Annotated in this window: 25 protein-coding genes; 14 read left to right on the top strand and 11 right to left on the bottom strand. The window is 67.8% G+C overall.

The genetic code is table 11. The features are described from left to right. The first annotated feature begins 13 nt into the window (after positions 1-13). The 9 genes from rlmD (at position 14) to AC5P66_RS18620 (ending at position 7,367) form a co-directional block, all read left to right on the top strand. Positions 14-1,348, top strand: a complete 1,335-nt coding sequence (gene rlmD / locus AC5P66_RS18660; protein ID WP_049413033.1) for a 23S rRNA (uracil(1939)-C(5))-methyltransferase RlmD — start codon at positions 14-16, stop codon at positions 1,346-1,348. A 34-nt stretch (positions 1,349-1,382) separates the two neighbouring features. Next, positions 1,383-1,868 carry a CYTH domain-containing protein gene (locus AC5P66_RS18655; RefSeq protein WP_031270571.1) on the top strand — a complete coding sequence of 162 codons (486 nt, stop codon included), beginning with the start codon at positions 1,383-1,385 and terminating at the stop codon, positions 1,866-1,868. A 116-nt stretch (positions 1,869-1,984) separates the two neighbouring features. After that, positions 1,985-2,677: a DsbA family oxidoreductase gene (locus AC5P66_RS18650; RefSeq protein WP_263467916.1), complete on the top strand. Its 693-nt coding sequence runs from the start codon at positions 1,985-1,987 to the stop codon at positions 2,675-2,677. A 163-nt stretch (positions 2,678-2,840) separates the two neighbouring features. Continuing rightward, positions 2,841-3,848: a beta-N-acetylhexosaminidase gene (gene nagZ, locus AC5P66_RS18645; RefSeq protein ID WP_049413037.1), complete on the top strand. Its 1,008-nt coding sequence runs from the start codon at positions 2,841-2,843 to the stop codon at positions 3,846-3,848. Next, positions 3,848-4,402, top strand: a complete 555-nt coding sequence (locus tag AC5P66_RS18640) for a hypoxanthine-guanine phosphoribosyltransferase (RefSeq protein WP_005418223.1) — start codon at positions 3,848-3,850, stop codon at positions 4,400-4,402. Before nagZ ends, AC5P66_RS18640 begins: the two co-directional genes overlap by 1 nt. An 81-nt stretch (positions 4,403-4,483) precedes the next feature. Further along, positions 4,484-5,230 carry an S-methyl-5'-thioinosine phosphorylase gene (locus tag AC5P66_RS18635; RefSeq protein WP_005418222.1) on the top strand — a complete coding sequence of 249 codons (747 nt, stop codon included), beginning with the start codon at positions 4,484-4,486 and terminating at the stop codon, positions 5,228-5,230. 88 nt (positions 5,231-5,318) lie between these two features. Then, positions 5,319-5,525 (top strand): cold-shock protein, encoded by a 207-nt coding sequence (locus AC5P66_RS18630; RefSeq protein ID WP_005410590.1) that lies wholly within the window; start codon positions 5,319-5,321, stop codon positions 5,523-5,525. A 125-nt stretch (positions 5,526-5,650) separates the two neighbouring features. Beyond that, positions 5,651-6,919 (top strand): FAD-dependent oxidoreductase, encoded by a 1,269-nt coding sequence (locus AC5P66_RS18625; RefSeq protein WP_099495838.1) that lies wholly within the window; start codon positions 5,651-5,653, stop codon positions 6,917-6,919. Positions 6,920-7,097: 178 nt separating this feature from the next. Beyond that, positions 7,098-7,367: a hypothetical protein gene (locus tag AC5P66_RS18620; protein WP_049413041.1), complete on the top strand. Its 270-nt coding sequence runs from the start codon at positions 7,098-7,100 to the stop codon at positions 7,365-7,367. 1 nt (position 7,368) lies between these two features. Here AC5P66_RS18620 and pdeM read toward each other — a convergent pair whose 3' ends face one another. Genes pdeM through AC5P66_RS18600 form a run of 4 tightly spaced genes read right to left on the bottom strand, consistent with a single transcriptional unit; the run spans position 7,369 to position 13,058 of the window. After that, positions 7,369-8,010 carry a ligase-associated DNA damage response endonuclease PdeM gene (pdeM, locus tag AC5P66_RS18615; protein ID WP_049413042.1) on the bottom strand — a complete coding sequence of 214 codons (642 nt, stop codon included), beginning with the start codon at positions 8,008-8,010 and terminating at the stop codon, positions 7,369-7,371. Next, complete coding sequence (locus AC5P66_RS18610) at positions 8,000-10,459, bottom strand: ligase-associated DNA damage response DEXH box helicase (protein ID WP_263467917.1); 2,460 nt, start codon at positions 10,457-10,459, stop codon at positions 8,000-8,002. Before AC5P66_RS18610 ends, pdeM begins: the two co-directional genes overlap by 11 nt. Beyond that, complete coding sequence (locus AC5P66_RS18605; protein WP_049437994.1) at positions 10,456-12,063, bottom strand: ATP-dependent DNA ligase; 1,608 nt, start codon at positions 12,061-12,063, stop codon at positions 10,456-10,458. The genes AC5P66_RS18610 and AC5P66_RS18605 overlap by 4 nt, the downstream gene beginning before the upstream one ends. Next, the gene (locus tag AC5P66_RS18600) at positions 12,060-13,058 is read right to left on the bottom strand and encodes a ligase-associated DNA damage response exonuclease (protein WP_099494541.1); all 999 of its coding nucleotides are present in this window, start codon (positions 13,056-13,058) and stop codon (positions 12,060-12,062) included. The genes AC5P66_RS18605 and AC5P66_RS18600 overlap by 4 nt, the downstream gene beginning before the upstream one ends. Positions 13,059-13,171: 113 nt before the next feature. On the opposite strand from AC5P66_RS18600, the gene AC5P66_RS18595 reads away from it, so the two are divergent. Beyond that, complete coding sequence (locus AC5P66_RS18595) at positions 13,172-14,809, top strand: acyl-CoA dehydrogenase family protein (protein ID WP_049437998.1); 1,638 nt, start codon at positions 13,172-13,174, stop codon at positions 14,807-14,809. A gap of 188 nt (positions 14,810-14,997) precedes the next feature. On the opposite strand, the gene AC5P66_RS18590 is transcribed toward AC5P66_RS18595, so the two are convergent. The 3 genes from AC5P66_RS18590 to AC5P66_RS18580 form a co-directional block, all read right to left on the bottom strand. Then, the gene (locus AC5P66_RS18590) at positions 14,998-15,408 is read right to left on the bottom strand and encodes a hypothetical protein (protein WP_049413055.1); all 411 of its coding nucleotides are present in this window, start codon (positions 15,406-15,408) and stop codon (positions 14,998-15,000) included. Between the two features lie 156 nt (positions 15,409-15,564). Beyond that, the gene (locus AC5P66_RS18585) at positions 15,565-15,906 is read right to left on the bottom strand and encodes a hypothetical protein (RefSeq protein ID WP_049413058.1); all 342 of its coding nucleotides are present in this window, start codon (positions 15,904-15,906) and stop codon (positions 15,565-15,567) included. Positions 15,907-16,030: 124 nt separating this feature from the next. Next, positions 16,031-17,206: a thiolase family protein gene (locus AC5P66_RS18580; protein WP_495216542.1), complete on the bottom strand. Its 1,176-nt coding sequence runs from the start codon at positions 17,204-17,206 to the stop codon at positions 16,031-16,033. 182 nt (positions 17,207-17,388) lie between these two features. On the opposite strand from AC5P66_RS18580, the gene AC5P66_RS18575 reads away from it, so the two are divergent. Then, entirely contained in the window at positions 17,389-20,232 is a 2,844-nt protein-coding gene (locus AC5P66_RS18575) for a S8 family serine peptidase (RefSeq protein WP_495216541.1), read from the top strand. Between the two features lie 47 nt (positions 20,233-20,279). Here the strand turns inward: AC5P66_RS18575 and AC5P66_RS18570 are convergent, their stop codons facing one another. After that, positions 20,280-21,377: a Glu/Leu/Phe/Val dehydrogenase dimerization domain-containing protein gene (locus AC5P66_RS18570; protein WP_049413064.1), complete on the bottom strand. Its 1,098-nt coding sequence runs from the start codon at positions 21,375-21,377 to the stop codon at positions 20,280-20,282. 277 nt (positions 21,378-21,654) lie between these two features. On the opposite strand from AC5P66_RS18570, the gene AC5P66_RS18565 reads away from it, so the two are divergent. Beyond that, entirely contained in the window at positions 21,655-22,731 is a 1,077-nt protein-coding gene (locus tag AC5P66_RS18565) for an HDOD domain-containing protein (RefSeq protein ID WP_099488487.1), read from the top strand. A gap of 3 nt (positions 22,732-22,734) precedes the next feature. On the opposite strand, the gene AC5P66_RS18560 is transcribed toward AC5P66_RS18565, so the two are convergent. From AC5P66_RS18560 to AC5P66_RS18550, 3 genes are all read right to left on the bottom strand, one after another. Further along, on the bottom strand, positions 22,735-24,327 hold the full coding sequence (locus AC5P66_RS18560; RefSeq protein WP_049414250.1) for a phospholipase D family protein: 1,593 nt from the start codon (positions 24,325-24,327) through the stop codon (positions 22,735-22,737). An 86-nt stretch (positions 24,328-24,413) separates the two neighbouring features. Continuing rightward, on the bottom strand, positions 24,414-25,112 hold the full coding sequence (locus AC5P66_RS18555; protein ID WP_049414248.1) for an RNA pseudouridine synthase: 699 nt from the start codon (positions 25,110-25,112) through the stop codon (positions 24,414-24,416). A 47-nt stretch (positions 25,113-25,159) separates the two neighbouring features. Next, entirely contained in the window at positions 25,160-25,660 is a 501-nt protein-coding gene (locus AC5P66_RS18550; RefSeq protein ID WP_049414246.1) for a M48 metallopeptidase family protein, read from the bottom strand. 63 nt (positions 25,661-25,723) lie between these two features. Here AC5P66_RS18550 and AC5P66_RS18545 point away from each other — a divergent pair, with 63 nt between their 5' ends. Both AC5P66_RS18545 and AC5P66_RS18540 read left to right on the top strand, forming a co-directional pair. Next, positions 25,724-26,281 (top strand): DUF2058 domain-containing protein, encoded by a 558-nt coding sequence (locus tag AC5P66_RS18545; protein WP_049414243.1) that lies wholly within the window; start codon positions 25,724-25,726, stop codon positions 26,279-26,281. A gap of 170 nt (positions 26,282-26,451) precedes the next feature. Beyond that, positions 26,452-26,718: a DksA/TraR family C4-type zinc finger protein gene (locus tag AC5P66_RS18540; protein WP_049414241.1), complete on the top strand. Its 267-nt coding sequence runs from the start codon at positions 26,452-26,454 to the stop codon at positions 26,716-26,718. Positions 26,719-26,975 lie beyond the last annotated feature (257 nt).

Raw genomic sequence — 26,975 nt, 5'->3', positions numbered from 1 at the left:
AGCCTGTTGCCACGTGGCCCGATCCCGCTCCCGCACCGACCGTACCCCGTTCCAGACCGAGATCCTCGACCTCAGCCATGATGGTCGCGGTGTCGCCCGCCGTGAAGGCGAGGGCGGCAAGGTCACCTTCGTCAGCGGCGCCCTGCCCGGTGAGGTGGTGATGGCTGAACAGACTGCCCGCAGCCGCCATTTCGACGAGGCGCGCACGCTGGAGGTGCTGCAGGCCTCGCCGCAGCGGGTGACCCCCAAGTGCCCCCATTTCGGTACCTGCGCCGGCTGCGTGCTGCAGCACCTGGACGAAGACCAGCAGATCGTCGCCAAGCAGCGCGTGCTGATGGATAACCTGGAGCGGATCGGCCATGTGAAGCCGGGCACCGTGCTTGCGCCGCTGGTCGGCGAGAGCTGGGGCTACCGCCGCAAGGGCCGCTTCTCGGTGCGCCGGGTCGAGAAGAAGGACAAGACCCTGGTCGGCTTCCGTGAACAGGATCCGCGTTTCGTCGCCGACCTCAGCCAGTGCCTGACCGTGATTCCGGAGATCGGCACCAAGGTCGAGGCGTTGTCCACCTTCATCGAAACGCTCGATGGCAAGCGTGACATCCCGCAGATCGAATTCATCGCCGGTGACCAGGCGGTGGTGCTGACCGTGCGCCACCTGCGGCCGCTCAGCGATGCCGACCGCGCGGCCTGGGCCGCCTTCGGCCAGCAGCACGGGTTCGTGATCTACCTGCAGTCCGGCGGCGTGGACACCGTGCAGCCGTTGGACGGGCAGGGCGTGGCGCTGTCGTTCCGGCTGGCGCCGTGGGATGTCGAGCTGGCGTTCCGCCCGTTGGATTTCATCCAGGTCAACGCCAAGCTCAACGAGAAGATGATCGCCCACGCCCTGGACCTGCTGCAGCCGGGTGAGGACGAGCGCGTGCTGGACCTGTTCTGCGGCCTGGGCAACTTCACCCTGCCGTTGGCCCGCCGTGTGCGTGAAGTGGTGGGTGTGGAAGGTGATGCCGGCCTCGTCGCGCGTGCGCGTGAGAACGCCGAGCGCAACGGCCTGGCGAACGCGCAGTTCTTCAGCGCCGACCTGACCCAGGACCAGCGCAGCACGGCGTGGATGCGCCAGGGCTTCGACAAGCTGCTGCTGGATCCGCCGCGCTCGGGCGCGATCGAAGTGCTGCAGCAGCTGCCGCTGAAGCAGTTCAAGCGCATCGTCTACGTCAGCTGCCACCCGGGCTCGCTGGCGCGCGATGCCGGCTATCTGGTCAACGAGCAGGGCTTCACCCTGGTCAGCGCCGGTGCCATGGACATGTTCCCGCACACCGCGCACGTGGAAAGCATCGCGGTATTCGAAAAGCGCTGAGCCGCTGTCATCACCCGTGGCGCATAATTGCGCCATGGGCATCGAGATCGAACGCAAATTCCTGGTCAGCAGCGATGGCTGGCGCACCGCCGCGCATCGGGTGATCCCGATGGCGCAGGGCTACATCAACGACATGGGCGCGCTCGATCGCGGCACCCAGAACGCCTCGGTGCGCGTGCGCATCGAAGGCGACCACGCCGCGCTGAACCTGAAGTCGCGCACCCTCGGCCATACCCGGCAGGAGTTCGACTACCCGATCCCGGTGGAGGACGCGCGCGCACTGCTGGCGCTGTGCGTCGGCGGCCTGATCGACAAGCGCCGCCATCTGGTCGAACACGCCGGCCTGACCTGGGAAGTGGACGAGTTCCTCGGCGACAACGCCGGCCTGGTGGTGGCCGAAGTCGAGCTGGAAAGCGCCGACCAGGCCATCGACCTGCCGGACTGGGTCGGCGCCGAAGTGACCGATGACGCCCGCTACTACAACGTCGCGCTTGCCAGCCGCCCGTATTCAGAGTGGTGAAAACCCCAAGAAAAGGGGACGGAGGGGATTAAGTCGTCTTTACCCCGCCTGTGCGGAAAGCGACTTAATCCCCTCCGTCCCCTTTTATCGGGGGAGGCGGTCCCCATGTCGTGGACATGAGAATCGACATCTACTCCGACGTGGTCTGCCCCTGGTGCTGGATCGGCAAGCATCGTTTCCAGCAGGGGGTGCAGTTGCTGGGCCCGAACGCGCCTGACCTCGATATCCACTGGCAGCCGTTCCAGCTGGACCCGGATGCGGACGCCACCCCGGTGCCGCTGCGCGAGGCCTATGCGCGCAAGTTCGGGGGCGTCGAGCGCACCGAGCAGATCCTCGGCCAGACCCAGACCACCGCGCGCGCGGAGGGGTTGCCGATGGATTTCAACCAGGGCCAGGTGCGGGTGACCACGCTGCCGGCGCACCGGGTGCTGTGGCTGGCCGGCGAGCAAGGCGTGCAGGATGCGGTGGGTGAAGCGCTGTTCCGCGTCCACTTCGAACATGGGCAGAACCTGGCGGACCCTTCGGTGCTGATCAAGGCCGGCGTGGCAGGCGGCCTGGACGGTGGCGAAATCGCGCAGATGCTGGCCTCCGACCGCGGCCTGGCCGAGGTCGACGCCAAGCTGGCGCAGGCCCATGCACTGGGCATCTCTTCGGTGCCGACCTTCGTGATCGATGGCAAGTGGGCGATTTCCGGGGCGCAGCCACCCGAAGCCTTCGCCAACGCCCTGCGCCAGATTGCTGCCGAGCAGGGGGCGTCGGCTGCCGCAGCCGGTGACGAGGCCTGCGGCCCGGACGGCTGCAAGGTCTGAGCAGGTCGGCGTCAGACCCCCTGCGGGGATCTGACGCCGGGGTCGGATCTCCGCAGGGGCTCTGACCCCCACGTTTCCCTTTTGCCTTGACCACTGCGCCTGTCGGCCGGTTCTGCGACAATGCGGCACTGCGCCATGCGGGCGCGCGTTGTGGAGATCGACCATGCTGCTGATCGGCGTTGCCGGCACCGAACTGACCGCCCAGGAACGTGACTGGCTGCAGCACGACGCCGTGGCCGGGGTGGTGCTGTTCAAGCGCAACTTTGCGTCGCGCCAGCAGGTGACCGATCTGAGCGCGGCCATCCGTGCCGCTGCCCCGCGCCCGCAGCTGATCTGCGTGGACCAGGAGGGCGGCCGCGTACAGCGCTTCCGCGAGGGTTACAGCGATCTTCCGCCGCTGCAGGACATTGGTGCCCTGTACGCCACCGACCCGCAGCAGGCCCTGGCGCTGGCCGAGCAGCACGCGTGGCTGATGGCCAGTGAAGTCCGCGCCAGCGGCCTGGATCTCAGCTTCGCCCCGGTGGTCGACCTTGGCCGCGGCAACCGCGCCATCGGCAACCGTGCCTTCAGTGAAGACCCGCAGGTCGTGGCCGCGTTCACCGCAGCCTATGTGCGCGGCATGCACGCGGTCGGCATGGCCGCCACGCTCAAGCATTTCCCCGGCCACGGCACCGTGCTGGAGGACACCCACGTGGATACCGCGATCGATCCACGCGCGCTGGACGAACTGCGCGCGCAGGACCTGGTGCCGTTCCAGGCCGGCATCGCCGCGGGTGCCGATGCGGTGATGATGGCGCACGTGATCTATCCGCAGGTGGCACCGGAGCCCGCCGGCTATTCCCCACGCTGGATCCAGGACGTCCTGCGCGGCGAACTCGGCTTCCGCGGCGTGGTGTTCTCCGATGACATCGGCATGGCCGCCTCGCACAGCGCCGGCGGCGTGCCGGCACGCGTGCACGCGCACCTGGACGCCGGCTGCGACGTGGTGCTGGTCTGCCATCCGGAACTGGTCGATGAAGCCCTGCATGCGGTGCAGGGACGCTCCCTCAATACTGCTGCGCTGCTGGGCCTGCTCGGCCGCGGCGCGCTCGGCTGGGACGGCCTGCTGGCCGATGCCCGCCATGGCGACACCCAATCCCGTCTGCTTGAAACCCTTGGAAGAACCGTCTGATGCCCAACCTCACCATTTCCCAGGCCCTGGCCCAGGCTGACCTGCTGGTCGACCGCCCCACCATCGACAAGGCCATCGCTGCTATCGCCGACGCCATCGCGCGCGATTACAAGGGCGAGGTGCCGTTGTTCCTGTCGATCATGCATGGTGCGCTGCCGTTCGCCGGCCAGCTGGCGCTGGAACTGGGCGCGCGCGGCCAGGACGTGCAGTTCGATTACCTGCACGCCACCCGCTACCGCGGTGAAACCACCGGCGGTGACCTGGTCTGGAAGCACAAGCCGGCCACCTCGCTGTTCGGCCGCCGCGTGCTGCTGGTCGACGACATCCTCGACGAGGGCTACACCCTGCAGGGCGTTCGCACCTGGTGCCTGGAACAGGGCGCGACCGATGTGCGCATCGCTGCGATGACCGTGAAGAAGCACGACCGTGCGCTGCCTGATGTGACCGCTGATTACGCGGGCATCGAGCTGCCGGACCGCTACGTGTTCGGCTTCGGCATGGACGTCAACGAGACCCTGCGCTGCGTGCCGGCCATCTACGCAATGAAGGAATAACAGCGCGACCGCCCGCGGCGCGTCTTTTCCATCGCCGGCATCCTCGGGTGCCGGCGTTCGTCTTTTCATGGAGTGCTTCGAATGCAACAGATCGCCCTGGCCGTGATCGGCGGTACCGGTGTCTACAACCTGGCCAAGCTTGACGACGTGCAGACCCACGAGGTCGACACCCGCTTCGGCCGCCCGTCCGGTCCGGTGCGCGTGGGCACGCTGCTCGGCCATCGCGTGGCGTTCCTGGCGCGGCATGGCGAGGGGCATTCGCTGCCGCCGCACAAGATCAACTACCGCGCCAACCTGGCTGCGCTGCAGCAGCTGGGCGCGCAGCGGGTGCTGGCATTGAACACGGTGGGTGGCATCACCGAGAACTTCGGTCCGCGCGTGCTCGCCTGCCCGGACCAGATCATCGACTACACCTGGGGCCGCATCAGCACGATCTGTGAAGAAGAAGGCTCCGACGTGGTCCACGTCGATTTCGGCCATCCGTACACGCCGATGCTGCGCAGCAAGATCCTGGCGGCAGCCAAAGTGACCGGTGTCACGGTCCATGACGGTGGCTGCTATGGCGCAACGCAGGGCCCGCGCCTGGAAACCATCGCCGAAATCGCCCGCATGCGCCGCGACGGTTGCGATCTGGTGGGCATGACCGGCATGCCGGAAGCCGCACTGGCACGGGAGCTGGGGCTGGATTATGCCTGCCTGGCGATCATCGCCAACTGGGCCGCCGGCTGCGGTGATGGCGAGGAGATTACGATGGCCGAAGTGCTGGCCAATGTGCAGGCGGCCAGCAACGGACTTCCGGAACTGGTGGGCGAATTGGCGCGGGGGTGATTGTCTTCCCCGAGCAAGCTTTGCATACTCAGCTTGTGCGCGGGTTCAGCGTACACCACCCATTCATTGCATAAGGTCTCGCATCACCATGCCGAACGGTACCGTCAAGTGGTTCAACGACGCCAAGGGATTTGGCTTCATCTCGCCGGAGGATGGCAGCGCCGACGTGTTCGCGCACTTCTCCGCCATCAACTCCAAGGGCTTCCGCAGCCTGCAGGAAGGCCAGCGTGTCACCTATGACGTGACCCAGGGCCCGAAGGGCGCCCAGGCTTCGAACATCACGCCGGCCGAGTGATCCACTCGACAGTGCGTTGAAAACCCCGCTTCGGCGGGGTTTTTTTTGCGCTGCGACAGGAATTGCGCTGCCGTGGGCGGAGGCCCCGCTGGGCATCCGGATTTGCGCTCGGGCACAATGCGCCCATGAAGGAACGACTGCGCATCGCCGTGATCGGCTACGGCACCGCTGGACAAGCATTGTCCATCCTGCTCTCCCGTGATGGCCACGAGGTGGAGATCTTCGAACGTGTGCCCACGCCGGGACCGGTTGGCGCCGGTTTCCTGCTGCAGCCCAGCGGCCTGCAGGTGCTGTGGCAGATGGGCCTGCTTGACGCCGTGCGCGCGCATGCCGCGCCGGTGCATCGCCTGTACGGCGATACGCCGTGCGAACGCACAGTGATGGACATGCGCTACGCCGGCCTGGACGCACGCCTGCACGGCCTTGGCATGCAGCGCGGGGCCCTGTTCTCGTTGCTGGATGATGCGCGCGCGGGTGCGGGCCAGCTGCATGCCGGCGTCAGCATCGCTGCAGTGGACGCCGAGCACGGCCTCCTGCGTGACAGCGAAGGGCGCCTGCACGGTGCGTTCGACCTGGTGGTGGCCGCCGATGGTGCGGCCTCGACGCTGCGCGGCACGATCAAAGACGGTAACGGACTGGATCGCGTGTATCCGTGGGGTGCGCTGTGGTGCCTGTTGCCGGCGGAAGACTGGCCACACCTGCAGGAGCTGCGGCAACGCTACGTGGCCGCGCGCAAGATGATCGGGCTGTTGCCGGTCGGTACGCGGCCTGGTGATGACACGCCGCGCCTGAGCTTTTTCTGGAGTCTGCCACGCGCCGATTTCGAACGTTGGCAGGCCGACGGCATGACGCCCTGGCTGGACGAACTGCATGCGCTGTGGCCGCAGGCCAGTGCACGCTTCTCGCATCTGCGTGACGCCGGCCAGCTGGCACGGGCCGTCTACCGCGACGCGGTGATGACGCGCTGGCATCACGGCCGCATGGTGCTGGCCGGCGACGCCGCGCATGCGATGAGCCCACAGCTGGGCCAGGGCGTGAACATGGCGCTGCTCGATGCGCTGGCGCTGCGCGATGCCTTGCGCGCGCATGGTGGTGGTGCCGCGGCATTGCAGGCCTACCAGGCGCAGCGCAGGGCACACGTTGCGGTCTACCAGCGCTGGAGCCGTTGGCTGACGCCGCTGTTCCAGTCCGATCACGATGCCTGGGCGAAGGCGCGCGACGTGCTGCTCGGCCCGATGGGGCGCCTGCCGGGTGGGCGTGGCCACATGCTGCGTGTGCTCAGCGGTACCCAGCATGGCTGGTTCGGTTCGCTCGCGCTGGATCCGGCTTTCGTCGACGCGTTGGCCACTGCGGTGCAGGTGCCTCGCATCAACGCGATCACGGCCACTGCGTGAAACGCGTCGTCACGTGAATTAACGGTTGCATCACTGCGCATATGCGAGAAGTAGGTTGCACGCGATTGCGCGTCGCCCGTTTTCCTTTCCGTGATCAACATCGCGCGTGGCCCGGGAGGCGCTGCCGTCGCAGCCTGTTGCGGCCCGGATGTGCCGCCTGTTGTCGAAGGAGGATGCCATGTTGTTCGCGGTCGAGGAGCTGGAATCGGAAATCTGCAAGCTGCGCGGTCTGCTGCAGATGCTGCACGAGGACCAGCCCGACGTGCTGGAGGACGTGTTCGAGTTCCATGTCGGCAGCCTGATCAGTCATGCGTCGCCGGAGCACCACACGCGCATCCGCACCTGCGCGCAGGAGATGCTGGCGGCGATCCAGGCCTTGCCGCGGCGACGTGAAGGGGACACGCCTGAGTTCCAGCTGATGCCGCAGCTGGATATCCGTCCGGCCTGATTCAAGCCAGGGGCAGTGCCACCAGGCCGTTGTCCACGCAGGCGACCATCTGTTCGCCGGCAGCGGGAACAGGAACGATTCCGGCGGTGAACGCGGAGAAGGCCGGCAGGAGAGTCATCCTGTCACGCAGCCAGAATGCGGGGAAGCGCCGCCGCAACGGAGGCAAAGCGATCTGTGGATGCAGATGCCCGGCGATCACATGCAGCTCCGCATCGGGCACCGGCTCATGCCGAAGCAGGAACGGTGGCAGCCGTACTTCGTCGTGGATCTGCACCTGCAGCCCGGCATGCGGCAGCTGCCGGTCATGATTTCCGCGCAGGACATGCACGTCCAGTGCGGCATTGCGTTCGCGCCATGCCAGCCATTGCTGGTACCACGCAGCGCGATGCGCCGGGCCATGCAGGATGTCGCCCAGGATCCACACCTCGCGGCAGGCATGCCCGTCCAGCAGCCCCTGCAGGCGTTGCAGGTCCTTGCCGGTACCGCCGCTGGGCAGCGCGATGCCTGCGCGGCGGAATACATCGGCCTTGCCCAGGTGCAGGTCGGCGAGCAGCAGTGCCTGCCGCGCGGGCCAGTACAGTGCACGCGCGCCAAGCAGCACCAGCGACTCGCCTGCGCGCAGCAGCGGCAGTTCATCGGCCATGCCGACGCTCCAGCTGCTGGGCCACGCGTTGCACCCGGGTACGCCAGTCTTCGTTGCTGAACTGCCCGCGCAGGCGTTCGGCCCACAGCGGGAAACCCAACGGCGTGAGTGACGCCGGGCGCTGCACCGAGAGGGTCTGCATCCGAATCCTGGCCAGTACCTGTTGCAGCCCCGGCATGTCGAGGCTGTCATTCAGCACTTCCTGTTCCGCCAGCGCCAGCAGCAGGTGATCCGGGTCGTGCTCGCGCAGTACGTCGTAGAGCAGTCCCGCGGACGCCTGCAGCTGGCGCAGTGCCCTTGGCATGCCACCGGGCAGGCTGGGGACCAGCAGGCCGGCGACGCGTGCAATGCCGCGGAACTGGCGACGCGCCAGCTCGCCCAGGTTCACCGCAGCACGCAGATCATCCAGCAGCTGATCGGTGGCGAACAGCGCCCGCCATTGCGCCGCATCCAGATCGATGGGCTGTGCCGGTGCCAGCACCAGGCCGTGATCGTTCACCGCATAGCCGATGCTGTTGCGCTGCCGGCGGGTACAGCGCAGCGCCAGCAGGGCGGCCAGCGCCTCATGCACGTGGCGGCCAGCAAAGGGATAGACGAACAGGAACTGGCCTTCGCGACGCCGCACATCTTCCACCAGCAGATGGGCTGGGCCGGGAAGCGCCGACAACCGCTGCTGCAGTGCCAGCAAGGGTGCCAGCCAGCGTGATTCGGCGCTGTCGTCAGCACCGGACAGTACCCACTCCAGCTCGCGGCCCAGCGGCATCGACAGCGGCAACTGGCCGCCCTGCCAGCGCGGCACGACCCCCTCACCGCGTCCTCGTGCCAACCGGACGAAGGCGGTCATGTCGCGCAGCTGCACCAGCTCCAGCAGGCGCCCGGCGAACTGGAAGCGGTCGCCACGGCGCAGGCGGCTGGCGAATTGTTCCTCCACGGCGCCCAGGCTGCCGCCGCGCAGGAACTGCACGCGCACGCTGCCATCGCTGCTGATGGTGCCGATCGACAACCGATGGCGCAGTGCCTGGCGACGGTCGTGCATGCGGTACCACCCATCGGCATCACGCACGACCTTGTGGAAATCGGGGTACTGGGCCAGCGCTTGGCCACCCTGCACGATGAATGTGAGCACGGCCTGCCACTGGTCGTCGCCGAGCGACGCGAAGGCATGGGTACGCCGCACCTGCGCCAGCAGGTCGGCGCTGTCGAAGCCGCCCGCCAGGGCGCGGCTGACCGCATGCTGGGCCAGCACATCCAGCGGCAGCGTCGGCGGCCTGCGCGCTTCGACCACGTTCCCGGCCAACGCACGGCGCACCGCAGCGTACTCGGCCAGTTCCAGCGCATGACTGGGCACGCACAGGATGGAACCGCTGGCACCCGGGCGGTGGCGTGCGCGTCCGGCGCGCTGGCGCAGGCGCGCCACGCCCTTCGGGCTGCCCAGCTGCAGCACCTGTTCAACCTCGGGGAAGTCGACGCCGAGGTCGAGGCTGGAGGTGGCAACCACGCAGCGCAGCGCACCCGCGCGCAGGCCATCCTCCACCTGCTGGCGCAGCGCCGGATCCAGCGAGCCGTGGTGCAGCGCAAGCGTGTCCGGTTCTTCCGGCCAGACTGCGGCCAGCGCCTGATGCCACAATTCAGCTTGCGCGCGCGTATTGGTGAACAGCAGGCTGCTGCGTGCCTGCATCAGTGCCTCCAGCACCCGTGGCAGCTGGGCCAGGCCGAGATGCCCGGCCCAGGGGAAATGTTCGCCAGGGTCCGGCAGCACGCTGCGCACGCTCACTGCTCGAGGGCGCACGCCCTGTACGATCGGTGCATCCGGTTGCCCGGGCAGCAGTACATCGCGCGCCTCATCCAGATTGCCCAGGGTGGCCGACAGTCCCCACAGCTGCGATGCAGGCGCGGCCTGGCGCAACACTGCCAGGTTCAACTGCAGCAGCACACCGCGCTTGTTGCCCAGCAGTTCGTGCCATTCGTCCACCACCACACAGCGCAGCCGCCGCATGCGCGGCAGGGTATCCGGATAGCTCAACAACAGCGCCAGCGATTCGGGCGTGGTCACCAGTACGTCGATGCGGCCTTCGCGCGCCTGGCGTCGTTCGCGGTTGCTGGCGTCACCACTGCGCAGGCCGACACGCCAACCCAGCCCCAGCCCATCGACCACGGTCTGCAGCGCGCGCGCGGTGTCGCTGGCCAAGGCGCGCAAGGGGGTCACCCACAGCACCTGCAGCGGGCGTACCGCGCTGGGGCGGCGGGGGGAGGGCGGCGGGTCGATCATGGCCTGCAGCAGCGGCCCCCCGAACATCGCCAGTGTCTTGCCGCTGCCTGTGGGTGTGTGCAGCAGCCCGGATTCGCCAGCGAGATAGTGACGCCACATCGCGCGCTGGAACGGCAGTGAGCGCCAGCCTCTGGACGCGAACCAGTCTTCCAGCCGGCGCAGTGCCTGGCTGCGGTTCATCGTGCCAACGCCTGCAGCGTGGCCAACTGATCGGCTTCGCTGGCTGGCTTGTCGTGGCGCCAGCGCAGGATGCGCGGAAAGCGCACGGCAATGCCCGACTTGTGCCGGCTGCTGCGGTTGACCGCCTCGAAGCCCAGCTCGAAGACGTGTTCGGCGCGAACGCTGCGCACCGGGCCGAAGCGCTCGCGGGTGTTGGCGCGGATCCAGCGATCGAGCGCGAGGATTTCCTTGTCATCCAGGCCCGAATAGGCCTTGGCGACCGGTACCAGCGTGTCGCCGTCCCAGACGCCGAAGGTGTAGTCGGTGTACAGCGTGCTGCGCCGCCCATGGCCGGCCTGCGCGTACAGGAGCACCGCATCGATGGTGAGCGGATCGACCTTCCATTTCCACCAGTCACCGCGGCGGCGTCCGGCCTGGTAGGGCGAGGCATGCCGCTTCAGCATCAGTCCTTCCACACCGCGTTCGCGTGCCACGTCGCGCATTGCCGCCGCCTGAAGCCAGTCGTCGGCGTCAACGCCGGGCGAGAGCTGGATCCGTGCATCGTTCAGTGCACCGACGACCTCGGCGAGACGCGCGCGCCGCTGCTGCAGCGGACGTTCGCGCAGGTCCACGCCATCGAGTTCAAGCAGGTCATAGGCGAGCACCCGCACCGGCGTGTTGCGCAGGGTGGCCGCACCGGGTTTTCGGCGCTGGATGCGCGTCTGCAGCGCGGTGAAGGCACGCGGCAGGTCTGCGGCTTCGTCCCAGGCCAGCAGCTCGCCGTCCAGCACGCAGCCATCGGGAAGCGCCATCGCCGCCTGTTCGATCTCGGGGAAGCGGCCATCCAGCCGCTCTTCGCCGCGTGACCACAAGGCGACCTCGCCGCGCCGGCGCAGCAGCTGCAGGCGGATGCCATCCCACTTCCATTCCAGCAGCCAGTCATCGATCGCACCGAGTCGTTCGGCAGGGTTGCCCTCCAGTGGCGAGGCGAGGAAGAACGGGTAGGGCTGCTGCCGGTCCAGCGGCAGCTCATCCGGCGACAGCAGCTGGGCCAGCAGCCCGGGCGAGGGCACCCAATCGCCCAGCATGCGCTGGGCGATGCGGGCAATATCCAGGCCGGACCACTCGGCCAGCGCCTGCTGCACCAGTCGTTGCGAGACGCCAACGCGCAGGGCGCCGGTCAGCAGCTTGTTGAACACCAGCCGTTCGCTGCTGCACAGCTGCTGCCAGCCGGCCACGACCGCCGCACGGCGCACCGCCTCGGGTTGGTTGGCCACCGCCAGCAGGTGCTGTTCGATCCATTCGGCCAGGGGGCGGTCAGGCGAGGCATGCGGTGGGTCATCCAGCAGCAGTGTCAGCGTTTCGGCCAGGTCACCCACCTGCGCATAGCTGTCCTCCACCAGCCACGGTGGCAACCCTGATTCCTCGGCGATCCACGCGCGCAGTTCGCCACTGGCGGCGATCTTCCTGCGCGCGCCGCCCACCTTGCCACCACTGAGCAGGTACAGCGCCCACGCCGCATCGTGCGCGCCTGCCTGGCCGAAGTAATCGACCAGTGCCGCTCGCTTGTCCAGCGTGGCAGTGCTGCGGTCCAGGCGTTGGTAGAGCGCGGCGAAGGTCTTCATTCCTCGCTCCCGAAATCGGTACGGAAGGCTTCTGCAGCCACGCCGCGTTCGCGCAGGAACGGAATCAACGCATCGGTATTGCCATGGGTGGCGATCACCCGCTGCGCGCCGGTCTGTTCGATCGTCTGCAGCAGTGCTGGCCAATCGGCGTGGTCGGAAATGACGAAGCCACGATCGACGTTGCGGCGGCGACGGTTGCCGCGCAGTTGCATCCAGCCCGAGGCGAAGCCCAGCTGGTGACGGCCGAAGCGGCGCATCCAGGGCGTGCCCGCAGCCGAGGGCGGGGCGAGGATCAACTGTCCGGCGGCATCAGGCTGGCGGCCCTGTTCGGCCACGGTGAGCGTCTCCAGCATCGGTACGCCGGCCTGCCGGTACACCGCCACGCCATTGGCGATGGCGCCATGCAGCCAGGCCGGGCGATCGTCCAGCGGCCGCAGTTCGGCCAGCACCCGTTGTGCCTTGCCCAGTGCATAGCACAGCAGGATCGCAGCCTCGCCGCGTTGTTCGCATTCGCGGCGCCACGCCACGATTTCGGCGGCGACGGCCGAAGTGTCCGGCCAGCGGTAGATCGGCAGGGCGAAGGTGGCTTCGGTGATGAAGGTATCGCAGGGCACCACTTCGAACGGCGCACAGGTTGGGTCAGGCTGCCGCTTGTAGTCGCCGGAAGCGACCCAGACCTGCCGCCCGTCGTCGATGCGCACCTGCGAAGATCCCAGGACGTGACCGGCTGGATGCAGCGATACCTGTACCCGGCCCAGGCGGAACGGCACGCCCTCGACGTGCGCCTGCACCGGCACATCGCCCAGGCGCCAGCGCAGGATCGGCAGGCTGCCTTCGCTGCAGTGGTACTCGCCCATGCCCGGGCGGGCGTGATCGCCGTGGCCATGCGTGATGACCGCGCGCGCTACCGGTCGCCAGGGATCAATGTGGAAATCGCCGGCGGTGCAGTACAGCCCTTCCGGGCGCAGCACCACCAGATCGTCGTTGGTTGCCATGCGATCACTGTGGCCTGCCGCTCGTGCAGACGGTGAGAACCGGCCTGAACACGGGCTTGGCAAGTCATGCGGCACAATCGGACCGCATACCTCTTGCCGCCAGGATGGACCGGATGAGTGGACCGAGCTTCAGCAGCGACGCGCCCTACGAAACCCATGTGGTGTTGAACCAGCCGCCACCGTTCGCGGGGCGCCAGTTGTGGACCGACGACGTGGCGCTGATGGAAGCCGTGCAACGCGAAGGCGCAGGCAGCTTCGCGCCACGGCTGGCGGTCTATGGCGCGCTGGCCGGCGACGAGCTGTACCGGCTCGGCTTCGATGCCAACCGCGATCGCCCACGCCTGCGCACGCATGATGCGCAGGGTCATCGCATCGATACGGTGGAGTTCCACCCGGCCTATCACCAGTTGATGGAAACGGCGAAATCGCACGGTGTCGCCGGTTTGTCCTGGCACGAACCGCAACCCGGCGCGCATGTCGCGCGTGCGGTGTTGAGCTACCTGCACCACCAGGCCGAGGCCGGCACCAGTTGCCCGTTGACGATGACCCATGCAGCAGTAGCGGTGCTGCACACGCAGCCGCACCTGGCCGAGTGGGCACGCAAGGCCGCAGCGCCGGTCTATGACCCGCGCGACGTGCCGGTGGCTGACAAGGCCGGCATCACCCTGGGCATGGGCATGACCGAGAAGCAGGGCGGCTCGGATGTGCGCTCCAACAGCACGCGCGCCGAACCGATCGATGGTGAGCGCTATCGCCTGGTCGGCCACAAGTGGTTCTTTTCCGCACCGATGTGCGATGGCTTCCTGGTGCTGGCGCAGGCGCCGGGAGGACTGACCTGCCTGCTGATGCCGCGTCGGCTGGCCGACGGTGACCGCAATGCGTTCCGCCTGATGCGGTTGAAGGACAAGCTCGGCGATTGGGCCAATGCCTCCAGCGAAGTCGAGTTCTGCGGCGCGCAGGCATGGCGGGTGGGCGAGGAGGGGCGTGGCGTGGCCACCATCATCGGCATGGTGATGATGACCCGCCTGGATTGCATGCTGGGCGCAGCGGCGGAAATGCGCATGGCGTTGGCGCAGGCGTTGCACCACGCACGCCATCGCCGCACCTTCGGCAAGCTGCTGGTCGAGCACCCGTTGATGACCAATGTGCTGGCCGACCTGGCACTGGAATCGGAAGCGGCCACGGTACTTTCGATGCGCATCGCACGCGCAGTGGATCGCGCAGGCGTGGATGCCAACGAAGCTGCGCTGGCACGGGTGGGAACGGCGCTGGGCAAGTACTGGCTGTGCAAGCGCGCGCCGGCCTTCGTCAACGAAGCGCAGGAATGCCTCGGCGGCGCAGGCTATGTGGAGGAATCGATGCTGCCGCGGCTGTACCGGCAGGCGCCGTTGAATTCGATCTGGGAAGGCAGTGGCAACATCCAGTGCCTGGACGTACTGCGCGCGCTGGCACGTGAACCGGAGGCGCTGGCGGCGCTGCGCGCCGAGCTGGCAGCAGTGGCCGATCGTGATGCGCGCTACGCAGCGGCTTTGCAGCGTTGGGCAGCGGCACCGGCACCGGATGAGTCGCAGGCGAGGCTGTTCTGCGAGCGCACTGCGCTGCTGTTGCAGGCCGCGTTGATGTTGCGGGCGGGCAGTCCAATGGCTGAAGCGTTCGTGTGCAGCCGGCTGGAAGGGCAGCATGGGCTGGTGTTCGGGACGCTGCCGGCGGGTGTGGATCTGTCGGCAATGCTGGCGCGCGCGCTGCCGTAGGGCGGCCAACGGCGGAGCCCCCTTGTGGTGGGCGGCGCGGAGTCTGCGTCGTGAGTGGGCTGCGGACGATTTCCGTGGGCGCACACCACGAAATCAACAGAAAATGCGAATTGCAGGAAGCAGAAAAGCCGCGGCAGTGCCGCGGCTTTTCCAGTAGCGCCGAGCCGATGCCCGGCTGCCGGTACGCCTTAGTGCTTGGCTTCTTCCTTGGCGGCGTTGGCCTTTGCGTCATTGGCGACATCACGGGCCTTGTCAGCAACCTTCTGTGCGGCGTCCGCAGTGGCGTCGCTGGCATGTGCAGCGGCGTCGGTGGCGGCATCCTTGGCCTTGTCTGCGGCGTTCGCGGTGGCGTCTGCGGCCTTGTCCAGTGCCTGCTGGGTATCGGCGGCGGCCTGCTCGGAAGCGGCAGCGGTCTTGTCGGCAGCGTTGCGGGTGGCTTCGGCGGCCTTGTCCACGGCGTCACGGGCGGCAGCGCCGGCGCTGTCGGCGGCCTGCTGCGCGTCCTGCTTGGCCTGTTCGGCTTCCGGACCCTTGCAGGCGGCCAGGGCCAGCAGCAGGGAGGCGGCCAGCAGCGTGGTGGTGATCGGGCGAATCTTCATGGCGGTCTCCGCTACTGCAATGGATGGGGACGCCAGCCTATTCATGCCGTTGTGAAGACGGGGTCGCGATCCGAGGTGCGCGCGCAGGCAGCAGGCCAAAGAAAAAGCCGCTGGCGAACCAGCGGCTTTTCCGGAACAGCCTGAAGAAAGAAGTTATTACTTCTTGGCTTCTTCAGCAGCGTCCTTGGCCTGCTCAGCGGTAGCTTCGGCAGCCTTGGCAGCGTCCTTGGCTTCGCCAGCAGCAGCGTCGGTCGCGGCAGCAGCGGTGCTGGCAGCAGCGTCGGTCGCAGCGTCAGCAGCGGTGGCGGCGGTGTTGGCAGCCTGCTGGGCAGCGTCGGCGGTCTGGGCGCCGGCAGCGGCGGCCTGGTCGGCAGCAGCCTGGGCTTCGGTGGCGGCTTCGTTGGCCGAAGCAGCGGCGTCCTGGGCAGCTTCCTGCTTCGAGCAGGCGGCCAGGGCCAGAGCCAGGGACATCGCGACCAGCAGCTTGTTGATGCTCATTGTGTAAATCCTCGTCGTTAGAATTAGGCAACGCGCATGCTGCGCGCCGACAACATGATGACAAGCCAAGATTGGGTGTCAAGCGATCCCGCATTCATTTTTGCGAAATCGTCGTTAAATCTTTTTAAATCAATTCGATGGCGATGGCTGTTGCTTCACCGCCACCGATGCACAGGGTGGCAATGCCGCGCTTGCCACCGCGCGTGCGCAGGGCGTTGACCAGGGTCACCACCAGGCGTGCACCGGAGGCACCGATGGGATGACCCAGTGCGCAGGCCCCGCCATTCACGTTGAGCTTGTCGTGCGGGATGCCCAGTTCACGCATCGGTGCCATCGCCACCACGGCGAAGGCCTCATTGATTTCGAACAGGTCGATCTGGTCCAGCGACCATCCGGTCTTGGCCAGCAGCGTGCGGATCGCGCCGATCGGGGCGGTGGTGAACCACTCCGGTTCCTGCGAATGGGTGGCGTGGCCGACGATGCGCGCCAGCGGGGTAATGCCACGTGCGTTGGCGTCTTCCTCGGTCAGCAGGACCACCGCAGCGGCGCCGTCGGAGATGCTGGAGGAGCTGGCGGCGGTGACGCTGCCGTCCTTCTTGAAGGCCGGGCGCAGGGTCGGGATCTTGGCGATGTCGGAGCGGCCGGGTTGCTCGTCGGTGGCGACCTCGACCTCACCCTTGCGGGTGGCCACCTTCACCGCGACGATCTCGTCGGCGAATGCCCCATTGGCCTGTGCGGCCTGTGCGCGCTTGACCGATTCGATCGCGTAGGCGTCCTGTTCATCGCGGCTGAACTGGTACTTGTCCACGGCGCATTCGGCGAATTCACCCATGGCCTTGCCGTCGTAGGCGTTGACCAGACCGTCGTGGGCCATGTGGTCGATCGCCTGGAAGTTGCCGAAGCGGTTGCCCGTACGCGAGTGGGGCAGCAGGTGCGGGGCGTTGGACATCGATTCCATGCCACCGGCGACCACGATGCTGGCCGAACCGGCCTTGATCAGGTCATGGCCGAGCATGATGGTCTTCATGCCGGAGCCGCACACCTTGTTGAGGGTGGTGGCACCGGTCGACAGTGGAATGCCGGCGGCGATCGCCGCCTGGCGGGCGGGCGCCTGGCCGAGGTTGGCCGGCAGCACGCAGCCCATGAGGACTTCAGAGACGTCGCTGGCCGGCACGCCCGACTGTTCCAGGGCGGCCGCGATGGCGGCCGCGCCGAGGGTCGGGGTCGGCACGCCGTTGAACTGGCCGAGGAAGGAGCCGATGGCGGTGCGCTTGGCGGCGGCGATGACGATGTTGGACATGGCAATCTCGTTGATGCGTAAGCAATGTTCGGAAAGGAGACCGAGGACGTTGGAAGCGCCGCGATTTCCCGGCAGACTGCGTGGGGGTCGACCCAAGTATAGAGGGTCGGGGAGGGCCGCCGCTGGGCGGCACCGCACGCCTGCCGGGATGTAGGCAGGCCAACGTTCATGGGAAGGAATCGATGGAACGCACGATGATGGTGAGGTCGGCGCTGGCGTCGGCGCTGGCGATGGCATTGACGGCATGTGGCGGCGGCGGAGGCGGCGGCAATGTCCGCATCGATCCACCCCCGACCACCCCGACGCCCCCGACCACGCCCCCGCCGACCACACCGCCTCCGGCCAAGCCGCAGGAGCCGGCCTTCGACGCGCACCTGTCCGTGACCAATGCGCGTGCCGCACAGGCCGCCGGCCTGACCGGGCAGGGGGTGCGCATCGGCATCGTCGATTCGGGCGTGCAGCGCAACGCAGTGGCGCTGAACGGGCGCGTGGTCGCCAACCTCAACTACATCGACCCCGCCCGCAACAACCTGCAGGTGGACGACGTGGTGGGCCACGGCACGGCGGTGGCCAGCCTGGCCGCGGGTGCATCGGTGGGATCCTGGCCGGGCGGCATCGCCCCCGGCGCACAGATCGTTTCGGCGCGGATCATCGCCGACAAGCCGCCCGTCGATGACGGCAGCGGCAAGGGCAATTCCTTCAGCGGCCCATTGGGCGTGGCGCAGGTCCACCAGGACCTGATCAGCTACAACGTGAAGGTGATGAACAATTCGTGGGGCGGCCTGTACTGGACCGACCTGCCGACCACCGGGCAGGTGGCGGCCGAGTACCGGCCGTTCGTCATCAACCATGGCGGCCTGGTGGTGTTCGCGGCCGGCAACGATGCGCGCCCTGAGCCGAGCAGCCTGGCCGCGCTGCCCAGCCAGCTGGGCGTTGCCGGCTCGCTGCCGGCGGCCGATCTGGAGCGCGGCTGGCTGGTGGCCACTGCGGTGGATCCGTATGCACCGGGCACGCTGGCCAGCTACGCCAATGCCTGCGGCCAGGCTGCGCGCTACTGCCTGGCGGCGCCGGGCAGCGCGGTCTATCCCGATGCCAACGGCGGCAGCTATTACTGGAACTACGGCACGTCCTTTGCCGCCCCGCTGGTTTCCGGCGCCGCCGCCCTGGTCTGGCAGCGCTACCCGTACTTCGACAACAACCTGGTGCGGCAGACCCTGCTGGGCACCGCCAAGGACATCGGTGCGCCCGGCGTGGATGCGGTGTTCGGGTACGGCCTGCTCGACATCTCGCGGGCGATCAAGGGTCCGGGGCGCTTCGACTGGGGCGATGTGGTCGTCAATGTCGATGCACCGTCCAGTGGTTCGCTGTGGAGCAACGACATCGTCGGCAGCGGTGGCCTGGTCAAGCAGGGCGGGGGAACCCTGGTGCTGGGTGGCAACAACAGCTACAGCGGCGCCACCCGCATCGAGCGCGGCATCCTGTCACTGCAGAACGGCAGCGTGATCCGCTCCAACGTGACGATCCTGGCGCAGCCCGATCCGGATTCGACCGGCCTGCAGTTCAATGGCGGTACGCCGCGCGTGATCGGCAATGTGGTCAACGGCAGCAGCGTGTTCCTGACCACCGGCAACACCACCGGCACCATCGAGGGCAACTACACCCAGCAGGCCGGCGCGCAGCTGATGATCGCGCTCGGTGCCAATGCGCTGCAGGTCACCGGCAACGCCACGATCAACGGGGGCGTGCGCGTGCACGGCTTCGTCTCCGGCTATGTGCCGCAGAACGGCAGCCGCCAGGACCTGATCCACGCCGCCGGCGGCCTCAGTGGCACCTTCAGCAGCCCGGCCACCTCCAGCGGCCTGCAGGGCCTGTCGCTGCTGCAGAGCAGCTATGGCTATGACAGCAACAACGCTTGGTTGAACCTGACCCAGGTCAGCGTCACGGCGGCAGCGACCGGGCTCACGGCCTCGGCGCAGTCGGCTGCGCAACGCGTGGACAGTGCGTTCAGCGCGCTTGATGGCGATACGACGCTGCAGGGCTCGGCCTTCGGTACGGCCGCCGGTGCGCTGCAGTGGACCGGCGGTGGCAGCAAGGGTCTCGAGGCCAGCTTGCAGAGCCTGTCCGGACAGGCGCATGCGCGGGCCGAGTCGGCCACCTTCGACAGCATCGACATGGCACGCCGCGCGATCGCCGAGCGCTTCGATCGCGTGCAGGCGGCGCCGCGCCTGCGCGGGGCCTGGCAGAGCGCGCTCGGCGAAGCCGGGCAGGGCAGTTTCGCCGGCAATGCCGCCGACAGCCGTGGTTGGATGGCCGGTCAGGACCTGCCGCTGGGCAGCAATGGGCTGATGGGTGTGGCCTTTGGCGAAACCCGCAGCAATGGTGGCAGCAGCTTCGGCGGTGATCGTGGGCGTGATCGCCAGGCGCAGGCGCAGCTGTACGCCGGCTGGAACCTGGGCCGGGGCTATGCGCTGGCCCAGGTCGGCAGCGGCCAGTTCACCCGTGCGCTGGATCGCCAGTTGCTGCTGGGCGCCGGCGCCTACGGTGTCTCTGCACGTTACGGCGGACGTTTCAGCAGTGCCAGTGTCGAAGGCGGCTATCGTTTCGGCCGCGCGGGTGCGTCGTTCACACCCTACGTGGGTGCCAGCAGCACGCGCGTGGATACCGATGCATTCAACGAACTGGGCGGGTTCGGCTTCGGCCTGCGCGGAGAGGCCAACCGGGTACAGCGCAGCCTGATGCTGGCCGGTATCCGCGGTGAACGCGGCTGGGGGCGCTGGACCGTGCGCGGGCATGCCGAATGGCAGCAGCGGCTCGATGGTGCCGATGCGGATTGGCAGGCCAGTTTCGTCGGCGTCGATGCCTGGGCGCCACTGGCGGGCTGGAACGCGCCGCGCGGCAGTGCGCTGTTCGGCGTGGCGCTGGAGTCGTGGTGGGGTCGCAACGGCCGCCTGAGCCTGGGCTTCGACCAGCGCGTCGGCGGCGAAGGCGCGCGCCAGGCGGCGTTGCGCTACAGCACCGGCTTCTGAACGGGCGGTCGCGCCGGGTCGAAAGGCCCGGCGCGACATCGGCAGGCTCAGCCGCCGCGCAGGTTGCCCAGGCGCGGGGTGCTGCGGCCCAGCGGCATCTTCAGCTTGCCGATCGACAGGATACGGCTTTCGGCGATGCGGTCGGCTGCGCGCTGCGGCGCGATGTTCTCGCGTTGCGACAGTTCGAAGATGCGGGTGAGGTTGTGGTAGATGCTGCGGATCAGGCGCATCGCGCGTTCGCGGTTGTAGCCATCGATCTCCAGCGACACGTTCATCACGCCGCCCGCGTTGACCGCGTAGTCAGGTGCATACAGGATGCCGCGCGCATGCAGTTCATCGCCGATTTCCAGGCTCGCCAGCTGGTTGTTGGCGGTACCGCAGATGATCTTCGCCTTGATCCGCGGCAGGGTGTCGGCGTTGATCGCGCCTTCCAGCGCGCACGGTGCGAACACATCGGCGTTCACTTCGTGGATCTCGTCCGGCTTGACCGCTTCGGCGCCGAAATCGCTGACCGCGCGATCAACCAGCGCGCTGTCCAGGTCGGTGACATACAGTTTGGCGCCGCGATCGCGCAGCAGCTTGACCAGCTCCATGCCGATGTGGCCCAGGCCCTGCACTGCGATGCTGGTCTTGCCCACTTCCTCATGGCCGAACTTGAAGCGCATCGCCGCCATCAGCGCCTGCAGCGCCCCGTAGGCGGTGAACGGGGCCGGATCGCCGGAGCCGCCATGGACCTGGTGCACGCCGGTCACGAACTGGCTCTCCAGGTAGATGTTCTCCATGTCGTTGACGTCGGTACCGACGTCCTCGGCGGTGATGTAGCGCCCTCCCAGCGAGTCGACATAACGGCCGAAGGCGCGGAACAGTACTTCAGTCTTGTCCACCTTCGGGTCGCCGATGATCACCGCCTTGCCACCACCGACGTTGAGGCCGGCCAGCGCATTCTTGTAGGTCATCGTCCGGCTCAGCCGCAGCACGTCGGCCAGCGCCTCGTCGGTGCTGGCATACGGACGCATGCGCACGCCGCCCAGGGCCGGGCCCAGGGTGGTGTTGTGGATGGCGATGATCGCCTGCAGGCCGGCATCGTGGTTGTGGCAGAACACCACTTGTTCGTGGCCGGTGGTGGCGAGGGTTTCGAATAGCATGGCGTCTCCGATGGCGCGAACAGCGGCGAACTGCAGCGAACGGCCAGTGAACGGTAGGGTCCCAAAACAAAAAAAGCGACGTCGTCATGGCTGGGGGACGGGTCGCGCGGCGCCATTCTAGTCCATTCCCCCGGCCGGTGCCGTCGACATCGCATGCCTTGCGGTTAAAGAAGATGAAAGTGCGGCCGATGCTGCGACGACGGCGGGTGGCCGGATTCGCGTGAAGAGGCAGGCGGTCAGTGACGGCAAGGGCACCACAACGACAGGGCAGGCGGCGATGACAGCGGCCTGGTGGCGATCGCTGCGCAGCTGGCTGGCGCGCTCGACCGGGGCGGCACCGTCGCGGCTGGTTGCTGCGTCCCGCCAGGCGGTGGCCGCCGCAGCGGCGAGCCTGCAGGGCGAGGCGCTGCCCCCGGCCGAGATCGCTGCACATCTGCAACGTGGCCTGCATGCGCTGGCCCTGTACCCGCGTCTGGCCGGTGAATCCACGCCGGTGCAGGCCGCAGGGCTGGGCGAGGCGGTGGCACGCGCGCTGCAGGACCGCGACTGGGCTACCCGGCAGTTGCCGCGCCGTCCGCAGCTGCTGCCGCAGCTGATCCAGACCGTCAACGACGATGCCGCCTCAGCGCGCGTGATGGCCGCGATCATCGGCCAGGACCCGGTGCTGACCGGCAACCTGCTGCGCATCGCCAACAGCCCCGCCTACAAGGTGCACGAGCGGCCCGTGGAAAGCCTGCAGCGGGCGGTGACACTGGTGGGTACCGAAGGCGTGCGGCAGATCATCAGCGCGGTACTGGTACAGCCGGTGATGCAGATGCAGTGCGATGCGTTCCCGCAGTTCAGCACGATCATCTGGGAGCACGCACTGCTGGCCTCGCGCGCGGCTGCGGACCACGCGCGCACGGTTACCTTCGGTGATGCCTTCGCCGCGCAGTGGCTGGGCCTGGTGCAGGGACTGGGCGCGTCACTGGTAATGCGCCAGCTGCTACAGGAAGCGCAGGCCCGCGGCGAGGCCGTGGAGCCGGCGTTGGCCCTGCAGCTGCTGCAGCAGTGGTCGTTACCGTTGGCGCAGCGGGTCGCCGCCGCATGGGAGCTGCCTGAGCCGGTTCACCAGGCCCTGGCGGTGGATGCAGAAGGGGCGCTGGCCGACAGCCTGCGCCTGGCCAGCGCCGCCGCAGCGGCCAGCCTGTTGTGCCGCCATGGGCATGCCAGCCAGAGCCGCATGCTGGCGCTGCTGGAGCAGCTGCCTTCAGCGCCGCCGCACGCATTGCGCTGGATCTGGCGTCGCCTGCATGGGCGCAGCGTGGAAACGCTGGATGAGGCCGGACAGGACCAGGCCGGCCCGACGGCCTGAGTGCTACAGCTGCGATTCGACAGGCAGCCAGCTGATCACCCGCGACAACCAGCGTTTGCGCGCCGTTGCCCCTGGCTCGGCCTCGACCCAGTGCGGTGGCGGCTCGCGCTCCAGCCAGCGCAACCGGCCACGGTCGTCCAGCGCCAGCCACCAGCTGTGCCTGGGGTCTGCCAGGCGCAAGTACTCATCGCGCAGCTGCGCCCCCAGCACCGGGTCGTCGAACAGTACGCCCATTTCGGTGTTGAGGTAGGCCGAGCGCGGGTCGAGGTTGAACGAGCCGACGAAGCCGCGGCGGTCGTCGACCACGAACGCCTTGGTGTGCAGGCTCGCGCCGCTGCTGCCGAACATGCCGGCATCGCCGGACTGCCCCTGCGCCTTCAGTTCGTACAGGTGGACGCCCGCTTCGAGCAACGGCACGCGGTAGTTCATGTAGCCGCCGTGCACGGCAGCGACGTCGTTGGCAGCCAGTGAGTTGGTCACCACGCCGACCTGCACGCCCCGCCCGGCCATGGCCGAAAAGCCATCCAGGCCTTCGTTGCCTGGCACGAAGTAGGGCGAGATCAACAACGTTTTGTGCCGGGCGGCCTGCAGCTCGCTGATCAGGGTCGATACCAGCCAGGCAGCGCGATCATCCCTGCGATGCTTCATCGGCGGGTCCGAGACGATGCGCACTGCTCTGCTCCAGTGCAATGGCTCGGGACTCGGGCGCTGCCGCTGGCGCGATTCGGCCACGCGCGCAAGGTAGGGCCGGGCCACGTCCCGCTGCGCCTCATTATCCGATTCGCGCACCAGCAGGCGCAGCTGTGCATCGGTATGGAAGGCAAGCGCGGATACCGGAATGGCGGCCTCGCTGTTCCAGTAGTCATCGAAGATCCGATTGGCCTGCTCCACGGCAGGGCCGGCGACCAGCAGGTCCAGATCCTGGAAGTTCACATCGGTGCGCGCGCTGAAGTACTCCTCGCCGATGTTGCGGCCACCGACGATCGCGACGCGGCCATCGGCGATCCAGCTCTTGTTGTGCATGCGGTGGTTCACGCTGAAGAAGCGTTGCACCATCTCCACCATGCGCAGGATGCCGGTCCGGTTGCGGAACGGGTTGTAGAGGCGGATTTCGATGTTGGGGTGCCGGTCCAGCGCCATCATCAGCGCGTCCTTGTCCTTGGCATTCATGTCATCGAGCAGGATGCGCACGCGCACACCGCGCTCGGCGGCGTCATGCAGCGCCTTGGCCATAAGGTGGCCGATCAGGTCGTCGTGCCAGATGTAGTACTGCAGGTCCAGGCTGCGGCCAGCGTGCGCGGTGATCATCGCGCGCGCAGCGAAGGCATCCATGCCATCACTGAGGAACGCCACGCCTGATTGCCCGGGATGTGCGTCCTGCAGCGGCACGATCTGCTGGTCGATGTGGGTCTGCGCCGGCTGCAATGGCAGTACGTGCGAGGGCGCGCCCTGTGCCTGTGGCGTGAGATGGTCGGCCAGCAGCAGCCCGGACAGGACCAGCAGCAACAGCACGGCGAGGATGATTGCAGCGACGCGCAACAGGCGTCGCCACAGGGGCATGGGCTGGCTCATGCCTCGATGGTAGAGCCACGCCATGCGTGAAGGAATGCCTGCAGGATCGATAGGGCGTCACGGATGGGGGCGGACCCGTTTCCGCAGGAGGTGGCCCTGACCCGCAGGCCTCAGAACCGCTCGTCGCTGCCCAGGTAACGCCACTGCGCCGGCGGCAGCGGCCCCAATGCCACGCGGCCGATGCGCAGTCGGCGCACGGCCAGCACCTGAAGCCCAGCGGCGGTCACCGCCACGCGCAGCCCCTTGGCGGTCAGCCCCTTGCCGGCAAAGCGCAGGCGCTGCTCGCTTTGCCAGCTGACCTTGGCGCCGCCGGATTCCTGCTGCAGCCGCGCCAGCAGCCACGGTCCCCGCTCGGGGCCGCCTTCGGCCACTTCGATCAGGTATTCCTGTTCGGTGCGGCCCAGATTGCGCTGTAGATGGGCCTGCGTGGCCGGGTCCTGGCTGACCACCACCAGGCCGCTGTCGCTGGCCGGAAGGGCAGCGGCCAGCTGCAGGCCGTGGAAATGGCGCTGCAACGGACGGATGTCGCTGGCGTCGAGTTCGCTGCGGCTGTCACCGCTGACCAGGGCGCACAGGGCATCTGCGGCCACGCCGGCCGGCTTGTGCAGCAGCATGCTGACCCGCTCGGCCTTTTCATCGCTGGCCTGTTCGGCCACCACGATCACCGCGCTGTCGTCGACCGGCCGCTGCGGCTGTTCCACCACCTCCCCATTGACCGTGACCCAGCCGCCTTCGATATAGCGCCGCGCTTCGCCGCGGGGGATGCCGAGCAGGGCGGACAGGCGTTTGTCGAGACGGATCGGTTCCATGGCGGGCAGGTCGGGCAGGGGGCGCGCAGTGTAGCTGCTGCGGCCGGTCAGCGCTGGCTGCGGTTGGCCAGCTCGGTCAGGTACAGACGGGTATCGAACTCCAGCTGCAGGTAATCAGGTTCCATGTGCTGGCACAGCTGGTAGAAGGCCTTGTTGTGGTCGGCTTCCTTCAGGTGGGCCAGCTCATGCACCACGATCATGCGCAGGAACGCCGCTGGCGCCTGGCGGAATACGGTAGCGATGCGGATCTCGCGGCTGGCCTTGAGGCGGCTGCCGTGCACGCGGGAAATGGCGGTATGCGTGCCCAGCGCGTGCTTGATCACTTCCAGCGTGTTGTCGTAGCAGACCTTGTTGAGCGGCACCGACTTGCGCAGGTAGCGATCTTTCAGCTCCTGGGTGTAGTCGTACAGCTGGCGATCGCTGCGCACCTCGTGCGGGTCGGGGTAGCGCTGCTGCAGCCAGGGGCCGAGCTTGCCTTGCGCCAGCAGTTCGCTGACCTGGGCGACCAGGGGTTCGGGGTAGCCGGTGAGGTACTTCAGGACTGCCATGCAGGGGCGGCGGGGCGTCGGTAGAATGGAAGCATCCAAGATTACACGCGGTACGTACCGACCATGGCAAAGCCCAACGCGCTGCAGGAACAATTGCTCAAGGCCGGTCTGGCCAAGAAGTCGCAGGCCAGCGCCGCCGCGCGGGAGCAGGCCAAGGCCCGCCAAGGCAAGGCCGAATCGGCCTCGGCCGAGGTCCAGCGTGAGGCTGAACGTGCCCGTGCCGAGAAGGTCGAGCGCGACCGTGCGCTGGCCGCCGAGCGCAATGCCCAGGCCAGGCAGGCGGAACAGAAGGCGCAGGCGAAGCAGATCATCACGGCCCACGCGGTGCCGTACAAGGGCGACGATGAGTACCGCTTCAGCGATGGCGCGGCAATCCGTACGCTGCTGATCGATCCCAAGCTGCGCAAGGCGCTGTCGGTGGGCGTGCTGGTCATCGTCGCCCACGGCGACGGCTATGCGTTGCTGCCTCGCGCGGCCGCCGAAAAGGTGCGTGAACGCGCGCCCGAAGCCATCATCGTCGACCACGGCCAGCCGGGCTCGACCGCCGAGATCTCCACCGGCAACGCCGAGGACGACGCCTACTACGCGCAGTTCCAGGTGCCCGACGACCTGGTCTGGTAAGCAAAATGGGGACGGAGGGGATTAAGTCGCGATCGACCTCATTGGATCCGTTGGTGTTCTGCTCAGCTTGCTGAAGGCGCGCCGGGCATGGCTCGGCGCCACACAGGCCTGCTCCTTTGTGCGCGGGTGTATCGTCCCCATATCAGGCGACACACCTGCGGAGGAAGACCATGGCCACCGGTTGGGCGGGAGATGGCGCGGTCCAGGACCAGATCGACGCCACCGTCGACGATGCGATCGCCCGCGCGCGCCGCCAGCTGCGGCAGGGCCCGGGCCTTGAACACTGCGAGGAATGTGACGCGCCGATTCCGTTGGCGCGACGTCGTGCTGTGCCGGGAGTTCGCCTGTGCGTGGCGTGCCAGCAGGCGCATGACGAAGAAGAGCAGGCGCATGCCGGCTACAACCGGCGTGGCAGCAAGGACAGCCAGCTGAGGTAAGGGGTGTTCGGCAGGGCTGCGCCCTGCACGCGCGGTAGTGCCGGCCGCTGGCCGGCCACAGCATCAGCAACAGCTGGCATTTCGTGCGGTGGGGGGGCGGTGTCGGAGTGCGGGGACGCCGCAAGTACGTCCTTGTAGCAACTGTGTTGATGGAGGGGCTTGGCCCCTCCAGGAGACGGGCACGGTAGTGCCGGCCGCTGGCCGGCAGCCTTTGGTCTGCGCCCTGGCTGGCCTCAGGCAGGGACCAGCCCGTTTTC

The organism is Stenotrophomonas sp. YJH_SMC_122 (genome assembly GCF_059369535.1).
Note: the sequence above shows the minus strand (reverse complement) of the source record. Positions and strands in the feature narration are given on the sequence as shown.

Excerpts from the sequence above, each read along its gene's own strand:
- AC5P66_RS18545 (WP_049414243.1), top strand. The coding sequence starts at position 25,724 with ATGGCAAAGCCCAACGCGCTGCAGGAACAATTGCTCAAGGCCGGTCTG.
- AC5P66_RS18640 (WP_005418223.1), top strand. The coding sequence starts at position 3,848 with ATGCCCAACCTCACCATTTCCCAGGCCCTGGCCCAGGCTGACCTGCTG.
- AC5P66_RS18570 (WP_049413064.1), bottom strand. The coding sequence starts at position 21,377 with ATGCTATTCGAAACCCTCGCCACCACCGGCCACGAACAAGTGGTGTTC.
- AC5P66_RS18585 (WP_049413058.1), bottom strand. The coding sequence starts at position 15,906 with ATGAGCATCAACAAGCTGCTGGTCGCGATGTCCCTGGCTCTGGCCCTG.
- AC5P66_RS18600 (WP_099494541.1), bottom strand. The coding sequence starts at position 13,058 with ATGGCAACCAACGACGATCTGGTGGTGCTGCGCCCGGAAGGGCTGTAC.
- AC5P66_RS18625 (WP_099495838.1), top strand. The coding sequence starts at position 5,651 with ATGAAGGAACGACTGCGCATCGCCGTGATCGGCTACGGCACCGCTGGA.
- AC5P66_RS18630 (WP_005410590.1), top strand. The coding sequence starts at position 5,319 with ATGCCGAACGGTACCGTCAAGTGGTTCAACGACGCCAAGGGATTTGGC.
- AC5P66_RS18580 (WP_495216542.1), bottom strand. The coding sequence starts at position 17,206 with ATGTCCAACATCGTCATCGCCGCCGCCAAGCGCACCGCCATCGGCTCC.
- AC5P66_RS18595 (WP_049437998.1), top strand. The coding sequence starts at position 13,172 with ATGAGTGGACCGAGCTTCAGCAGCGACGCGCCCTACGAAACCCATGTG.
- AC5P66_RS18650 (WP_263467916.1), top strand. The coding sequence starts at position 1,985 with ATGAGAATCGACATCTACTCCGACGTGGTCTGCCCCTGGTGCTGGATC.
- AC5P66_RS18560 (WP_049414250.1), bottom strand. The coding sequence starts at position 24,327 with ATGGCGTGGCTCTACCATCGAGGCATGAGCCAGCCCATGCCCCTGTGG.
- AC5P66_RS18635 (WP_005418222.1), top strand. The coding sequence starts at position 4,484 with ATGCAACAGATCGCCCTGGCCGTGATCGGCGGTACCGGTGTCTACAAC.
- AC5P66_RS18590 (WP_049413055.1), bottom strand. The coding sequence starts at position 15,408 with ATGAAGATTCGCCCGATCACCACCACGCTGCTGGCCGCCTCCCTGCTG.
- AC5P66_RS18610 (WP_263467917.1), bottom strand. The coding sequence starts at position 10,459 with ATGAACCGCAGCCAGGCACTGCGCCGGCTGGAAGACTGGTTCGCGTCC.
- AC5P66_RS18550 (WP_049414246.1), bottom strand. The coding sequence starts at position 25,660 with ATGGCAGTCCTGAAGTACCTCACCGGCTACCCCGAACCCCTGGTCGCC.
- pdeM (WP_049413042.1), bottom strand. The coding sequence starts at position 8,010 with ATGGCCGATGAACTGCCGCTGCTGCGCGCAGGCGAGTCGCTGGTGCTG.
- AC5P66_RS18565 (WP_099488487.1), top strand. The coding sequence starts at position 21,655 with ATGACAGCGGCCTGGTGGCGATCGCTGCGCAGCTGGCTGGCGCGCTCG.
- AC5P66_RS18540 (WP_049414241.1), top strand. The coding sequence starts at position 26,452 with ATGGCCACCGGTTGGGCGGGAGATGGCGCGGTCCAGGACCAGATCGAC.
- nagZ (WP_049413037.1), top strand. The coding sequence starts at position 2,841 with ATGCTGCTGATCGGCGTTGCCGGCACCGAACTGACCGCCCAGGAACGT.
- AC5P66_RS18575 (WP_495216541.1), top strand. The coding sequence starts at position 17,389 with ATGGAACGCACGATGATGGTGAGGTCGGCGCTGGCGTCGGCGCTGGCG.
- AC5P66_RS18605 (WP_049437994.1), bottom strand. The coding sequence starts at position 12,063 with ATGAAGACCTTCGCCGCGCTCTACCAACGCCTGGACCGCAGCACTGCC.
- AC5P66_RS18655 (WP_031270571.1), top strand. The coding sequence starts at position 1,383 with ATGGGCATCGAGATCGAACGCAAATTCCTGGTCAGCAGCGATGGCTGG.
- AC5P66_RS18555 (WP_049414248.1), bottom strand. The coding sequence starts at position 25,112 with ATGGAACCGATCCGTCTCGACAAACGCCTGTCCGCCCTGCTCGGCATC.
- AC5P66_RS18620 (WP_049413041.1), top strand. The coding sequence starts at position 7,098 with ATGTTGTTCGCGGTCGAGGAGCTGGAATCGGAAATCTGCAAGCTGCGC.